Source organism: Frankia sp. QA3, assembly GCF_000262465.1.
Classification (GTDB): domain Bacteria; phylum Actinomycetota; class Actinomycetes; order Frankiales; family Frankiaceae; genus Frankia.
Window position 1 is genome coordinate 879,570 of sequence record NZ_CM001489.1, and the last position, 16,081, is coordinate 895,650.

At 72.3% G+C, this 16,081-nt stretch carries 4 protein-coding genes; 1 reads left to right on the top strand and 3 read right to left on the bottom strand.

Annotated features, from left to right (window positions below; translation table 11 throughout):
- The first annotated feature begins 110 nt into the window (after positions 1-110).
- Positions 111-2,492 (top strand): MMPL family transporter, encoded by a 2,382-nt coding sequence (locus tag FRAQA3DRAFT_RS03475; protein WP_009737686.1) that lies wholly within the window; start codon positions 111-113, stop codon positions 2,490-2,492.
- Positions 2,493-2,506: 14 nt separating this feature from the next.
- Here the strand turns inward: FRAQA3DRAFT_RS03475 and FRAQA3DRAFT_RS03480 are convergent, their stop codons facing one another.
- The 3 genes from FRAQA3DRAFT_RS03480 to FRAQA3DRAFT_RS03490 form a co-directional block, all read right to left on the bottom strand.
- Positions 2,507-5,350 (bottom strand): valine--tRNA ligase, encoded by a 2,844-nt coding sequence (locus tag FRAQA3DRAFT_RS03480; protein WP_083873485.1) that lies wholly within the window; start codon positions 5,348-5,350, stop codon positions 2,507-2,509.
- A gap of 107 nt (positions 5,351-5,457) precedes the next feature.
- A complete protein-coding gene (locus FRAQA3DRAFT_RS03485; RefSeq protein WP_009737688.1) occupies positions 5,458-11,394 on the bottom strand; it encodes a toxin TcdB middle/N-terminal domain-containing protein in 5,937 nt (1,978 codons plus the stop codon).
- Complete coding sequence (locus FRAQA3DRAFT_RS03490; RefSeq protein ID WP_009737689.1) at positions 11,394-15,017, bottom strand: tetratricopeptide repeat protein; 3,624 nt, start codon at positions 15,015-15,017, stop codon at positions 11,394-11,396. The genes FRAQA3DRAFT_RS03485 and FRAQA3DRAFT_RS03490 overlap by 1 nt, the downstream gene beginning before the upstream one ends.
- Positions 15,018-16,081: the final 1,064 nt, after the last annotated feature.

The following is a 16,081-nucleotide window of genomic DNA, read 5'->3' on the forward strand; positions in this document are numbered from 1 at the left end:
GTCCGACCGTTCGGGCCGGCAACGCGGCGGGCTGGGCCGGTTTTGTCGGAGGTGTGCGCCAGAATCGCCCTCGGCGGATCGGCACGGCATGACTGGGATGGGACACAGGCATGAGCAGCGGCAAGCGACTCGACGGTAGGGGCGGCGGGGAGCCCGTGGCCTCGTCGGGTGTGCCCGGCTCGGCGGCCGGGTCGCCCCGGTCGTCCGCAGCGGAGGCCGGCGCAGTCCTGCCCGCGGCGCGGCCGCCATCCCTGGCCGCCGCGGCCGGGCAGCCCAGCGGTCGCCCGCCCGCCGAGCCGGCGGGCGGACCCGGCTCGGCCCGCCGCCGGCCGCGCGTCGTCTACGTGTTCGCGGTCCTCGCCGTCGGCTGGCTGCTGCTCGGCGCGGTCGGAGGTTCCTACCAGGGCAGGCTCGGGGAGGTCCAGAAGAACGACAACGCGGCCTACCTGCCGGGCTCGGCCGAGTCGACCAAGGTCGACAACGCCGCCCAGGAGTTCCGCGCGCTGCAGACGATCCCGGGTTTCGTCGTCTACCAGCGCGGCGGCGGGCTGACGGCCGCGGACAAGGCGAAGATCACCGCGGATGTCCGCGCGTTCGCCGCGATCCCCGGCGTCGACGCCGGCCAGCTCGGGCCGCCGCAGTTCGCCCGGGGCGGCGAGGTGGCGAACGTCGCCGTGCCGATCATCGGCAAGGACGGCGACCGGGAGGTCCAGGGCGACGAGCTGGTCGACGTCGAGAAGGCCGTCCTCGCCGCCGCGCGGGCCGGGGCGCCGGCGGGGCTGGTGGTGCACTCGGCCGGACCCGGTGGGCTGCTGGTCGCCTTCATCGAGGCGTTCTCCGGGCTCGATGGTCTGCTGCTGCTCGCCGCGGGCCTGGTCGTCGTCGGCATCCTCCTGCTCGTCTACCGCAGCCCGGTGCTGTGGTTCTTCCCGCTGTTCAGCTCCGTGCTCGCCCTCGGCGTCTCGGCGCTGATCATCTATCCGCTGGCCAAGCACGACGTGCTCACCCTCAACGGGCAGAGCCAGGGGATCCTGTCGGTCCTCGTGATCGGCGCGGGCACCGACTACGCCCTGCTGCTCGTCAGCCGCTACCGCGAGGAGCTGCACACCCACGCCAGTCGGGTCGAGGCGATGATCAGGGCCTGGCGGGGCGCCGCACCGGCGATCATCGCCTCGGCGGTCACGGTCATCCTCGGCCTGCTGTGCCTGAGCCTGGGCGAGCTGAACTCCACCCGCAGCCTCGGCCCGGTGGCGGCGATCGGCATCGCCTGCACCGTCCTGGTCATGCTGATCTTCCTGCCGGTCCTCCTCGTTCTCGGCGGCCGGTGGATCTTCTGGCCGCGCATCCCCCGGCTGGACCACCAGGCCGACCTCGTCGGCCACGGACTGTGGGCCCGCTTCGCCGCCGGGCTCGTCCGCCGGGCCCGCCTCGCCTGGATCGTCACCGCCGTCGTGCTGCTGGCCTGCGCCGGGCTCATCACCACGCTGAAGGTCGACGGGCTGTCGTCCACCGACAGCATCACCGGCCACCCCGATGCCATCGTCGGCCAGAAAATATTCGACGCCAACTTCAGTCAGGGTGAGGGCGCGCCCGCGGTCATCATCACCAACACCGAGGCCGTCCCCGCGGTCATCGCCGCCGTCTCGAAGGTCGACGGGGTGTCCAGGGATCCGGGTGCGGTGTGCGTCGAGGTCGACTACGCCAAGCTCGCCGGCATCCTCTCCGGCGGCGGACGGCTCCCCGCACCGGCGGCGGACGGGTGCCCGGCGGCGGCGGTGCGGATCGCGCCGGTCGACGGGCGGATCGCTGTCGACGCCGCCATCGTCCACCGCTACGACACACCCGCGGCCTACGACACCATCACCGCGATCCGCGCCGCCGTGCACCCGATCCCCGGCGCGGACGCCATCGTCGGCGGTCAGTCCGCGATCAATCTCGACACCCAGGCGGCGTCCCGCCACGATCGGAACCTGATCATCCCGATCGTGCTGGCGGTCATCCTCGTCGTGCTCGGCGTCCTGCTGCGGGCGCTGCTCGCGCCGATCCTGCTCATCGCGACCGTGGTGCTGTCGTTCGCCGCGACGCTGGGGGTGAGCGCGGTGGTGTTCAACCACATCTTCGGGTTCGCCAACGCCGATCCGGGATTCCCGCTGTTCGCGTTCATCTTCCTCGTCGCCCTGGGCATCGACTACAACATCTTCCTCATGACGAGGGTGCGGGAGGAGACGCTCATCCACGGCACCCGTCCCGGCATCGTGCGCGGCCTCGCGGTGACCGGCGGCGTCATCACCTCGGCCGGCGTCGTCCTCGCCGGGACGTTCGCGGTACTGGGCGTGCTACCGCTGGTCTTCCTTGCTCAGGTGGGCTTCTCGGTCGCCTTCGGCGTGCTGCTGGACACGATCCTGGTCCGCTCCGTGCTCGTTCCGGCGCTCAGCCACGACATCGGAGCGACGATCTGGTGGCCCTCGAAGCTGTCCCGCGCCGCCCCCTGACGTCGCACGGCCCGTCAGAGCTGGCTGATCTGCTCGGTGAGCTGGGCGATGGCGGACTCGGCGTCGGTGAGGCGCTGGCGGGTCTTCGCCACGACCGCCGCCGGTGCCCGTTCGGCGAACATGGGGTTGGCCAGCTTCGCCGCGATCCGGGCCTGCTCGACGCGCTCGGTGGCGAGCATCCGCTGCAGGCGGGTCCGCTCCGAGGCGATGTCGACGACACCGGTCAGGTCGAGCGCCACGGTCGACGCCCCGACGACCACGGACGGCCACTGCGTCGGCGGCGCGTCGGCGACCGTGACCTCGAGCGCGGTGAGCGCCCCGATCTGCTCCGCCCACGCCGCCATCCGCGCCGGGGCGACGAGCACGGCGGGCACCCGCTGGTTGCTGCGCAGTCGCTGCGCCGAACGGAACCGGCGCACCTCCGTCACCAGGAGCTGGAGTTCGCCGATCCAGGCCTCGGCGTCGGAGTCGTGATCCCCGATCTCGCCGGCGCGGGGCCAGGCGGCCGCCGCGAGGCACGACGCCGCCTGCTCGCCCGCCGTGTCCCGGGTCGCCGTGTCCCGGGTCGCCGTGTTCTGGGCCGCGGTGTTCTGGGCCGCCGTGTTCTGGGCCGCGGTGTTCTGGGTCGCCGTGTTCTGGGCCGCGGTGTTCTGGGTCGCCGTGTTCTGGGCCGCGGTGTTCTGGGGCGCCGTGTTCTGGGGCGCCGTGTTGTCGTGGCTGGCCGGGTTCTGGCCGGGTGCGCCCTGGTGGCCGGCCGTCAGCGCCGACCACAGGGTCTCGGTCACGAACGGCATGACGGGGTGCAGCAGGCGCAGGATGGTGTCGAAGCAGCGGCCCAGCACCGCGCGCACCGTGTCCGCGCGCTCCCCGCCGGTGCGCAGGGGCGACTTCGCGAGTTCCAGGTACCAGTCGAACAGCTCGTCCCGGGCGAAATGGAACACCGCGTCGCAGGACCTGGCGAACTCGAACTCCTCATAACACTGATCCACCTGGCCGACGACCGCGGTGAGCCGCGAGAGGATCCAGCGGTCCGCCGTGGACAGCTCGCGTCCGGCGAGCGCACCGGGAGCGGGTATCGCACCGTTCATCAGCGCGAAGCGGGTCGCGTTCCACAGCTTGTTGACGAAGTTCCGGCTGCCCTCGACCGATTCTTCGGACAGCGGGACGTCCACCCCGGGATGGGCGCCCCGGGCGAGGGCGAAGCGCAGCGCGTCGGCACCGTGGCGGTCGATGAGATCCAGCGGGTCGATGACGTTGCCCCAGCTCTTGCTCATCTTCTTCCCGCGGGCGTCCCGGACGAGACCGGTGAGCACGACGGTGCGGAAGGGGACGTCGTCCAGGGTGTAAGAGGCGAACATCATCATGCGGGCGACCCAGAAGAAGATGATGTCGTAGCCGGTGAGCAGGACGTCGGTGGGATAGAAGCGAGCCAGGTCGGCCGTGGTGTCCGGCCAGCCGAGCGTGCTGAACGGCCACAGGCCGGAGGAGAACCAGGTGTCGAGGACGTCGGCGTCCTGGCGCAGCTCGCCGTTGCCGCAGACGTGGCAGGCGACCGGGTCGGTCATCTCGTCGCCCACCGCCGGCACCGTCGTGTGCCCGTCCGGGCAGTACCAGACCGGGATCCGGTGGCCCCACCACAGCTGGCGGCTGACGCACCAGTCGTGCATGTCGTCGACCCACCCGAAGAAGCGGCCGGACAGCTCCGGCGGGCTGATCGCGACCCGGCCGTCGCGGACCATGTCCCCCGCGGCCCGGGCGAGGGTCTCGACGGCGACGAACCACTGCAGCGACAGGCGCGGCTCGACCGCCGTCTTACACCGGTCGCAGTGCGGGACGGCGTGCAGGTAGGGCCGCTTCTCCGCGACGATCCGGCCCTCCGCCCGCAGCGCGGCGAGGATCGCCGACCGGGCCTCGAAACGGTCGAGCCCCTGGAAGGGGCCGTGGGTCGTGATGATGCCCCGCTCGTCCATCATCGTGATGCTCGGAAGATCGTGGCGCTGCCCGATGGCGAAGTCGTTCGGGTCGTGCGCGGGGGTCACCTTGACCGCGCCCGTCCCGAAGGCCGGATCGACGTGCTCGTCGCCGATCACCGGGATCCACCGGTCGGTGAGGGGCAGCCGCACCTGGGTGCCGATGAGGTCACGGTAGCGCGGGTCGTCGGGATGCACGGCCACGGCCGTGTCGCCGAGCAGCGTCTCGATCCGGGTGGTGGCCACGGTGACGGGACCGTAGGAGATCGAGACCAGCTCGCCGTCGTCCTCGGTCGACTCCACCTCGATGTCCGACAGGGCGGTCAGGCAGCGGGGACACCAGTTGATGATGCGCTGGGCCCGGTAGATGAGCCCGTCGTGGAACATCCGGGCGAAGATCGTGCGGACGGCCCGGGACAGCCCGGCGTCCATCGTGAACCTGGTCCGGCTCCAGTCGACGCCGTCACCCAGGCGGCGCATCTGGGCGAAGATGCGGTCGCCGTAGTCGGCGCGCCACTGCCAGACGCGCTCGACGAACTTCTCCCGGCCCAGGTCGTGGCGGCTGGCTCCCTCCTGCGCCAGCGCCCGCTCCACCACGTTCTGGGTGGCGATGCCGGCGTGGTCGGTCCCCGGCAGCCACAGCGCGTCATACCCCTGCATGCGACGACGGCGGGTGAGCGCATCCATGAGGGTGTGCTGGAAGGCGTGGCCCATGTGCAGCTGACCGGTGACGTTCGGCGGCGGGATCACGATGGCGTACGCCGGCCGGTCGGAACCTCCCGACGGTGTGAAGACGCCCAGCTCGACCCAGCGCCGGTACACGGCCTCCTCCGCCGAGGACGGTGAGTACGTCGTCGGCAGATCGGGGCGGGAGCCGGGCGGGGTCATGCCACGAATCATAGGGGCCGCGCCCACCGCCTCTTGATCATCGTCCGGCGTGGTCGGCATGGAGCTGTCTCGGGTACCGGATTGCGGTGACTACCGGATTGCGGTGGCTACTGTTTCACCTTCGGGTAGTCCGTCTCGTACGAGATCTTCACCAGGCCCGCGCCGGTCGCCCACTTCCACAGGTCGTCCGCCCAGTCGAGGACGAGGACACCGCTGGCGGCCGAGGTGAGGCCGATCGCGCTGATCTGCCAGGCGCCGACCGAGCCACCGAGGACGGATCCGCCGCCGAGCAGCGGCGAGAGCCAGTAGCCGCCGGTGTTCTGGCTGCCGGTCAGCGCTCCTTTCACCAGCCCCGCTGCGGTCCCGAGCCCGACGCCATGGGCCTCGCCGGCCTGCTTCGCCGCTCCCTGTGCCGACTCCTGGATCCCCTGCCCCGCCTCGCGCCAGGACGCCGGCATCCGCGGACCGAACGGACTGTGCTGGAAGCCGTACGACAGCCCGCCGAGGGCGAGGCCGGTGACCGCTCCCACCAGGGCGCCCTTCCACATCCGGTCCCAGATCGCCGCGGCGTTGCCCGCGCCGCCGGCGTACCCGGTCGCGAACCCCATCGCCGCGCCGGTGACCGCGCCGGACAGGGTGCCGGTCAGCAGAGCGGCCGCCAGGGTGCCCTTGCCGACCAGGGCGGCCATGCCCGCGCCGATGCCCAGGCCGGCGAACGCGGCCGCGCCGCCGACCGCCATGCCGACGAGGATGCCGAGCAGGACGTCGCCGCCCGCCGCGGCGGCGCTGATCCCCCCGATCGCCCCGCCGATCGCCATCCCGATCCCGACCGCGAGCAGGCCGCCAGCGCCGAAGGTGACGACCGTCAGCACCACCACCGCGATGATCGCGACCACCGCGACCACCGCCTGCCAGTTGTCCGCGAACCAGCCGCCGATCTCCTCCCAGAAGTGGCCGGTCGGGTCGACGTAGCGCAGCGGGTTGTTCTGGACGTAGCTGTAGCGGTTCCAGGCACCGGGGTCGTGCGGGTCCGGGACCAGGGTGTCGGGGCTCAGGAACCGGCCGTACTCCGGCTGGTAGTAGCGCGCCCGGAGGTAGACGAGGCCGGTGGCGGCGTCGAGCTCGGCCCCGGTGTACAGGCGTCGGGTCTCGTCGGCGCCCGCGGTGACGAGGGAGTCGAGCACGGCTCCGAACGGGTCGTAGTAGGTCCGCTGGAGGACGTCGCCGGTGGGGCCGGTGACCAGCGTGGTGCTCCCGAGCCGATCCCCGTGCACGAACCCGACGGCGCCGGTGTCGAGCCGGACCGTGGCGACCTGCGCCAGCGAGTCCATGATGACGGCCAGGAACACGCCGTTCTCGATCGTCAGCAGCTCGTCGGGTGCGAGGACGTCGAGCGGGGCCGCGCCGCCGTCGACGCGCATGCTCACCCGCCGCCCGTCGTGGTCGTAGCCGCACGCGGTCCGCTCGGCTCCGTTCGTCACCGACAGCAGCCGGCCGTGCGGATCCCACTCGTGCAGTCCGGACGGGCCGGTCCTGGTCTGGCCGGCGGGCGTGTAGGTGAACGTGCTCGCGCCCGCCGCCGCGAGCCGCCCGTCGGCGTCATAGGTGAAGGCGCCGACATCCGACTTGGCGGTGAGGTTGCCGACGTCGTCGTAGGCGTAAGCCCAGGACTCACCGGCCCCGCGGGTGGCGGCGGTGAGCCGGTAGAGCGGATCGTAGGCGTAGGTCGCCGCCGCCCGCGGATCGGGGGCGTCCACGGCGAGCAGGTTGCCGGCGAGGTCGTAGGCGTGGCGCAGGCTCTGGAGCGAGGTGCCCGCCGGGTCGGTCGTGTCGATGTCGGTCACCCGCATGGTGAGCGGGTCGTAGGCGTACGTCGTGACGACGCCGTTCGCGTGTTCGACCCGGGTGCGCTGGCCGGCGGCGTTGTAGGTGATGAGGCGCACGAAGCCGGGGATGCGCAGCGGCCGGCCCCGGTCGTCGTAGTCGTAGCGGACCTGGAGCCGGCCCGCGCCGGGGGCGTGCGCCGGATAGGTGACGGCGTCACGCTGCCCGTCCGCCCGGTAGGAGTAGTCGAAGCGCACCTCGCCGCCGGGCAGGTCGGGGCTGGTGACCGTCTTGCTGGTGACCCGGCCGAGCGCGTCGTAGCCGAACACTTCCCGGCCGCCCTGGTGGGTGACCGCGACGGGGCGGCCCCGCGTGAAGGGACCGGCGCCGGGCGGCGCGGGTGTGCCGGTGTCGTGGTAGGTGTACTCGGCGCTCACCTCGCCGGTCGCCGGGAACGAGACCCGGGACAGCCGGTCGAGCGCGTCGTGGGTGTACTCGACCGCCTCTCCCGCGGCGTCGGTCCGCCGGACCAGGTTGCCGCCCGCGTCGAAGAGGAAGGTCGTCGTCGCCGAACTCGGGCTCTGGGTGCGCAGCCGGCGGCCGAGCAGGTCGTAGGCGAACGCCGAGCGCCGGCCGTCGGCCTCGGTGACCGCGATGAGGTTGCCCTTGATGTCGTGCTCGTACTGGGTGGCCACCAGCCCGCCACCGTGGTCCAGGACGACGGCCGCGACCCGGCCGGTGGGGTCGTAGAACGTCCGGGTGGGGGTGTCGGCGTGCGGGCCCCCGGCGCGGGTGTCCTCCTCGTCGAAGGCGGCCACGGCGCCCGCGGTGTAGTGGTACCGGCGGGCGGAGCCGTCGGGGTTGACGATCTCGATCAGCCGCCCGATGGCGTCGTACCGCAACGCCTGGTGCGGCAGATCGTCGGTCGGGGCGGTGTAGTCGGGGCCGGCCGCGGCCCGCGGCAGGAACTGCGCGCGCACCAGGCCGCGGCTGGAGTACAGCTGCGCGCGCTCGATCACCTCGGCGCCCGGGCCGCCGCTGCGCTCCTCGAGCAGCTGCCCGAGCCCGTCGTAGCGGGTGCGACCGGCGAGTACCCCCGGCCTGCCGTCGACGGCGCGGTGGGCGACCGACACCTCGGCCGGCAGCACCGCGCTCTGGTAGTCGTACCGGGTCGTCGGCAGCGCCTCGTCGGCCCCCGGCTCGATCGTCAGCAGGAGGCGGCCGAGCGGGTCGTACCGGTTGGTGATCGTTGCGCCGTTGGCGTCGGTCAGGGTGCGGATCTTGTTGGCTCGCAGGTCGAACTCGGCGGCGGAGACGTTGCCGAGCGGGTCGACCAGCCGCACGGGATGGATCCGGTGCGGGTCGAAGGCGATCTGCGTGGTCCGGCCGAGCGCGTTGGTGGTGGTGCCGCGGGGCCCGGCGGCGTCGTCGGTGCGTGAGTACGCCACCTGGTCGATCCACCAACCGTCCTCGCCGGCGCGCCGGTGGTAGCCGAGCGCGGCGAGGTCGGGCGGGCTGGCGCCGTACACGGCGGTGACCGTGGCGTCGCGTAGGACCAGGCACTCGATCCTGGTCAGCAGGCCCGCCGCGCCGATCTGTCCCGCCGGCAGGCCGTCATAGTAGTTGATCGTGGTGGAGACCACGGTCCCGTCGCCGTCGAGTTGGCTGGTGCGCGCCGGCCTGCCGCGGATCCGGCCGGCCGGGTCCGCGGCGTAGCTGGTGGTCGTGCGCAGCACGCGGCGCCGCGTGGCGTCGCGAGGGTCGTCGGCGATCTGCTCGCGCTCGGTGACCCGCCCGTCGGCGTCGAAAGCCAGGGAACGGTCGGTCGTGACGCGGAAGGGCGCCGGCTGCCGCTCGAAGGCGCTGACCGTGGTCGACAGCAGCCGCGGCGCGAAGATCTCGGAGTCCCCGGCGCTCGCCACGACCTCCGGGTGCCACGCACTCTCGGTCCGCGTGTAGGGCCGCTGCTCGTCGGGGCTGCCGTCCAGGCCGAAGACCTCGGCGGCCAGCAGCTTCCCCCGCAGCGTGCGCAGGCGCCGGCGCTGCTGCCCGGTCAGCGGCCGGCCCAGGTCGGCGGGGTCGAGGCCCAGGTGGTAGGTGTTGCGGGTGAGCATGGTCGGCGCGGTGGCGTCGCCGACCTCGGAGATCTCGACGGTCCGGAAGCCGGCGAACTCCCGGCCCGTCCCGTCGTAGTGGCCGTCGTGGTAGCGGAACCGGGACTGCGCGCGCCGGCCGGTCGGCTGGTCGGTCGCGGTGATGGCGGTGACCACCGGGACGGCGAAGGGCAGGAACGTCGGCCAGGGCCGGCCCGCCCGGCGGTCGCGGACCGCCTCCTGGGTCGACGTGCCATAGCTGATCTCGGTGACCAGGCCCATCCCGTTGTCGATCCGGCTGAGCAGGTAGGGCTTGGCACCGCCGGTGAAGTCGAGGTAGAAGAACGCACTCGGGCGGCCGGGTACGGGGCACGACCAGAACACTCCGGCGGTGCCGCTGCCCCGCATGTCCGCCAGCCGCGCGGCGCCCCGGGGCGCGGGCGGGGTGCGGGCCACCTCGACCTGGTCGCCCAGCCGGGCGCCGCCGCCGTTCAGCCAGTACAGGATGCGGTCGGCGTCGACGTAGACGAGGTCGGCGCAGCCGTCGCCGTCGATGTCGCTCAGGAAGAGCCGTTGCGGATCATGGTGCGGAGGCAGCGCCGGCGGGTTGGCCATCGTCACCGGCGCGGCCCAGGTGCCGTTGCCGAGATACGGCCAGTAGACGACACCGGCGCCGTCGACCCGCACCAGGTCCTGAAGCCCGTCGCCGGTCATGTCCGCCAGGTGCACGCGCGGATCGCGCAGCCGGACCGGTGGCGCCTGCGGGCGAGGGATCGTCACCGGCCGCTGCCGCCAGCCGTCCGCGCCCGACCGCAGGTGCAACTGGACGGAGTGTTCGCCGGTGACCAGCAGGTCGGCGATCCCGTCGGCGTCGAGGTCGACCAGCCGGGCGTCCGGGTCCGTCAGGGTGGCCGCGGGGGCCTGCCGCCACCGGACCGGGCGGTCGAACCCGCCCTTCGGCCGGTGCGGGTAGTAGCCGGTCAGGGCACGGTCGAGCATCAGCAGGTCGGCGGTGCCGTCGCCGGCCATGTCCGCGAAGGCGGTGCCCGGCTCGTCCAGCCCCACCGGGACCGGCAGGGCCGCCAGCGAGCGCGGCGGTCCCCAGGTGCAGTCACCGAGGTTCGGCCACACGCGGCGCTGCCCCGCGCCCAGTTCCAGCAGGTCCGGGAGCCCGTCACCGTCCCAGTCGACCAGCTCGCGCCGGCTGTCGAGGCGCGCGCCGGGCTCTGCGGTGGGGGTGGAGGGCCGGAACCGCTGTAGCCGTCGCGGCGCGAACCCGGAGTACCCCAGGCGCAGCACCGGCAGGCTCGCCTGCGCCCCCGTCTCGTCGAAGCCGGTCAAGGTCACCTCACGCAGCAGCGAGTGCCCCGCGGCACTCAGGCCGTAGGCCAGGTCCCAGCGGCGCAGCAGCGGCTGCGGCGAGCCGTCCAGCGTCAGCTCCACCGCGGTGCAGCGCAGCCTGGTCCGGATCAGGAACCCGGCGCGGCCGTCGAGGATCGGATCGGGCCGCGTCTCGTAGCGCAACGTCACGGTGTACGGGCCGTACCTGACCTGTTCGAGGTAGAGCTGGGCGTCGTCGCGCAGGTAGCTGTGGTCGACGCGGTTGCCGAGCGGGTCCTCGATCCGCTCCAGCAGCCAGTCGAGCACCTTCGGCGGGCCGACCCCCGAGCTTCGCCGCCTGGCCTGCTCGGTCGACCCCAGGTGGTGGATCCTCCCGTCGGCGTCGGTGAGCCGGAATCCGTCCCCGTCGCGCGCGATGCGCCAGTCGGCGCTCTCGTGGCGCAGCCGCAGCCGGCCGCCGCCGACGTCGACGAGCTCGCCGCCGCCGTGCAGGACCAGCGGGTCGCCGTCGGTGTAGGTCGGGACCCGCCGGTTCGTCGAGCGCCCGATGGTGAGCAGGTTCAGGCCGAAACCCATGCCGAAGGGCCCGCCACCGGCCGCGGTGCTGTAGAGCAGGGTGAGCTTCGGCGCGATGTCGTTCGGCCCGTTCGGCAGGTCGAGGGGGATGGCGTAGGAACCGGTCCCGGTGTGGAAGTCGGGCTGGAACGTCTCGCCGAGCCCCCGTACCGCGCCGCCGCCCCTCGGCAGCGACAGGATCTGCTCGGCGGTCCCGCTGGAGTTGGTCATCACCTGTCCCTGGAGCCGCGCGGCGTGAACGAGTACTCGAAGACCAGGACGACGTCCTGGACCGGGGCGAGGTCCAGCCGGCCGTCGACCACCAGGCCGGGGTTCTCCTCCGCCCGGATCTCGACGAGGTAGTCGCCGGTCGCCGGGCCGGCGGCGAGCGGCTCCCAGGGGTGCCCGGCGTCCGCGGTGACCGCGCCCTCGGTGGTCGGCTGGCCCACGACCGTGTCGGGGTGGGCGGGCGTGCCGAGGCGGACCTTCCAGCCCGAGGGGTCGACGCCGGGGTCGGGCACCAGCAGCACAGCCAGGTGTGTCAGCTGGGGATCGAGCTCGTTGTGGCGGAAGTCGAGCGGCGTCACCGCGAAGCCGAGCCGGCCGGTGTCCTGGAACTGGAAGAACGCGTCCGGGTCCGTCCACCGCAGCGGCAGCGAGCGGGCATGCTGGTTGCGCCCCGCGAGCGTGGCCAGCCGCGCGCTGAGCTCTGTCGCCAGGTCGGCGTCGTAGCCGGCCTGGTAGTAGAGGACGAGCCGGACGTCGGTGATCGCCCGGTAGTCCAGGTCGTTGGCGGCGCGCGGCAGCTCCAGGGTCCAGGTGCCGGCCACCCCGGCGCCCTCGAAGACCCCGCGCCGCCCGGGGTCGGCCGGGAAGACGAAGGCGTCGTCGCGGATGCGGTGCTCGGACAGGACCAGGCTCTCCCGTGGCTGGATGCGGACCGTCACGACGTCCGGGTCCGGGGTGCGGTCCCGGCTGATGCCGCCGTTGGTCAGGACCCCGCGCACCCCGCCGGGGGGCAGCACACCGTCGATCTCGACCTCGACCTTTTCCAGGCGCCGCTGGAAGGTCCCCGGGAACGCGAGGTCGAAGTCCTCGATCCTGGTCTCGAAGGCCATCGTGCCGGTGTCGCGCAGGGCCGTCTCGAACAGGAACGGATGGCGCTCGGCGAGCGAGATCGTCTGCTTGACGGGCATCCGCTTGCGGCCGACCGTCGTGATCATGTCGAAGGTGAACGCGTCGATGTCGAGCAGCAGCGCGTCGGCGGCGAGCAGGCCCCGGACCGAGTTGGTCGAGTAGTCCACCTTGATGAGGGCGCGTTCGGTGTCGTTCTCGAAGTTGTAGGCGCGCTGCATCAGCCGGGCGGTCCTGATCGCCATCGTCAGATAGTGGGTCGAGATGGAGCGCATGAACTGGCCCAGCTGGTACCACACGTCCGGGGTGAAGACCTGGCTGTCGAAGGCGGCGAGATTGTTGACGGCGGCGGAACGGCGCAGGTCGGCGACGACCTCCATCTGGCGCGCGGCGTCCACGCGGGCCGTGGCCGCCGCCAGCTGCGCGACCGCGACGCCCTGGGCGGCCTGCAGCTCCTTGACCTGCCGTCCCATCGACGCGAGTTCGTAGTTCCGGGTGATGGTCTGCGATCGCTGGGTCTTCTCGGCTATGACCTGGTGGATCTGCTTGCCGGCGTCGGGGCCGGAGGGAATCGGGTGGCTGCGTTCCCACGGGTTCTGGGACGAGTACCAGGCCATGTCCCGCTGGAGCCAGAGCCGCTCCCAGCTCATGGTGTCGTAGGCGGCCTGGTTCGCGGCGGCGTTGTCCACGCGTTTCTGGGCGAGGGCCGCCGCGGCGGCGTAGGCCGTCTCCTCCGCCTGGGCGGCCTCGGTCTGCTCGCGGGCCACCGCCCGCTCCGCGCTCGCCTGGGCCACGGTCTGGAGCAGCTGGTCGCGGGTCAGTCCCTCGTTCTCGGCGCGGTCCGTCCAACCGACGTACTCGCGCTCCGCCTGGATCGCCTGCTGGGTGAAGTACCGGGCCACGTTCTGCAGGAACTCGAACGTCCAGATCGGCACGATGGACGCGGGCACGCCGAGGAAGTCGAGGCCCGCGTTCAGCTGGATCAGCCGGGCCCGGATCTCCAGCACGACGGCGGCGAGCGTCGGGTTGAGCCCGCCCGGCCCGTCCGCGTCGAGGGTCGCCAGCATCCCGGCGACGGTCCCGCCGACGGTCTTCAGGTTCGGATGGGCGTAGAGCGGGGAGTTCGCGGGGACCGCCGGGCCGCCCGGCGGCTCCAGCACGATCCGGTACGCGGTGAGCGCGGCCGTGGCGTCGTCCGCCCGGTAGTGCCGGTCGCCCCAGTCGAGGGCGTTGCGGGCCAGCCGCTGCCACAGCGCCGGGGCCTCCAGGCTGGTGTTGATGAACTCGTAGTCGGCCGCCGCCAGGTAGCTGTCGTGCGCCGCGGCGTGGTCACCCAGGGCGTGGTAGCAGTCGCCGAGGCTCGACGGGATCACGTAGAAGTAGAGATGCGGCAGATGGACGGCCAGGTCACTGGGCAGATCCCACCGGCCGGCGACGTCCTGGAGCCGGTTGAAGCCGATCCGTTTCCGATAGAAGGCGTCGAGGACCTGCCCGCTGGCGATCGCCTCCCCGGGCTTCCACGAGATCTTGGTGACGTCGTCGCCGACCAGCAACCCCAGCTCCTTGACGACCCCGCGCTGAGCCGCCTCGACCTTGGTCTCGACCGGCTGGGTCGTCCAACCGCCGCCCGTCTCGGGCTGGCGGAAGGTGACCGCGAGTCCCTGGTCCTTCACCGCATCGCTCAGCGACTCCGGCCGGACCGACTCCGGGCGGATCAGGGTCGCCGCCCCCGCCAGGGAGACGGCCCGGTTCGCCCGTGCCAGCGCGGTGGTGGCCAGCCCGACCCGGTGGGAGAGCACCTCGCCGACGGGAGTCCGGCCCAGCGGGGTGGCCGCGGCGGGTGGGCTGCCGGTGTCGGTCGGCGAGGCCGGCAGCCCCCGCGCCGTGTTGATCAGCTTCTCCGCGCTCGCCAGCAGCGGGGCGGCCTGGCCGTGGTTGCCCTCCTTGGCCAGCGCCGCCGCCAGATTGAGGTTCACCTGCGCGAGCCCGACCGTGTCACCGGCCGACCGGAAGCCCTCCTGGGCGCGCGCCAGCGCGCTCTTCGCGTCGTCGATGCGGCCGAGCTGGACCAGGACGCCGCCCTCGCTGAGGTCGGTCGCGGCCCTGGCCACCGTCGCCTCCGGTGACGCGGCGCCGTCCAGCCGGCGCTGGGCGCGCCCGAGGAAGAACAGCGCGCGGTCCCACTGCCCCCGCTGCGCGTAGGCCGCGGCGAGCCGGCTGTCGGCGCGCGCGGTACGCGGTACGCCGCTGACCACGTCGACACCGATCTCGGTTATGTCGACCAGCGGCCGAAGTACCTCGTCGGACACCTCGACGGTCGCCGAGAAGTCGACCTCGACCGTCTTCGGGTCCATCGCCTCGACCAGGCTGAGACCGGCCGACAGCAGCGGTTCGAGCATCGCTGCCCGGATCGGGAGCGACAGGCCGGGCCGCGTCGAGACGGCGACCGGGAAGGACGGGCTCAGGAGCCGGTAGGCGAGCCCCTGGGCGATCTGGTACTCCTGGATGGCCTGCCGGAACGTGCCCGCGGCGAAGAGTTCGTGACCGGCGGTCACGTGCTGCTCGATCTCCAGCAGGGCGCGATGGGACCGCAGATTGCTGTCCCTCGCATCGCCTGCGGCCGCCACCGACTCCAGGTCCGCGAGTTCCGCGGTGATCACCGCGGAACTCGCGCGTCGGTAGCGGACCGACACATAGTTCTCGGCAAACGGAATCGCCACAGTCTCCCCCTGGCTGGCGCGGTGGTTGACGCGGAATCCAGCCTCCGGAAAGGCGACGGCCAGGCTCCGCGTTTGCTGGCGGCCTTCGTCCGAATGGCCGGCAGATGCTCTCAGAGCGCACAGTACATCTGGCCGACTGGCCTCGGCTTCGGGTTCTCCGACTCTGTGCTGTCGCGTTCCGGATAGCCGCCTGGCGCCGACTGTGCCGCCCCTGGCCGACGGCCCGAGAACCGATGGGAAACGGCGGGGGAACCAGGGAAAGACGTGTCCGCCGTCCGGTGCCGCAAATTCGAAGATTTGTGCCGGTTGATCCGTATCCGGGCGGATGGGACTCGGGCCGGCTCGCCGGTCGCGCGGTGGATGCGTTCCACGGCGACCAGGTATGGCGCACAGGGACCGCGTGGACAGGCTCACCCGTAGTTCCTCGACCATCCAGCGGATGCGGATTGCACACCTTGGCGAGTCACCCAGACTGCTGGGATAGTCTCTGGGAGTGACGGAGGGGCTGGTGCGGACCTGGCGGCTCTGCGACGCGTTCGGCGGGATCTCCTGAGTACCTTGCCCATGTCCGAGCAGCCCACGACGTCATCCGAGCACCCGTGCTACATCCCAGGACGTCAGCGATGGAAGTCCCATGGAAACGGAAGTCCATGGAAACAGTCACCAGCAACCCGATGAGATTCCGGCCGACTTCTCCGCCCTGGCCCGGACCATCCACCTCGACGATGCGGTCGCGGGCTTCGGCCACGCCGCCGCCGAACGAGACAGCCTGGGCGTACCCCAGGTCAGCTCGGAGCTGCCGCGGGTTCCCGGCGTCCCGTGCGAGCGGCACCAGACGTTGTGGACCCATCCGCAGGAAACTGGAGGATCCCCGGCGAGTTGTTGTCGCCAGGGGTCTTGGTGGCTGTACTCGCCAGGTCGATGTTCGTTGAAACACCGTTTTTCCATCAGGGTGTGACCGCGTTGGCTGCTGGCGGTAGAGGAGGAGTGGCCGGTGATGAGGAAGTTCTGCGCGAGATGGGAGTGCGCGCTTGACAAAAGCCCGTGACGTCGCAGGAGCACTT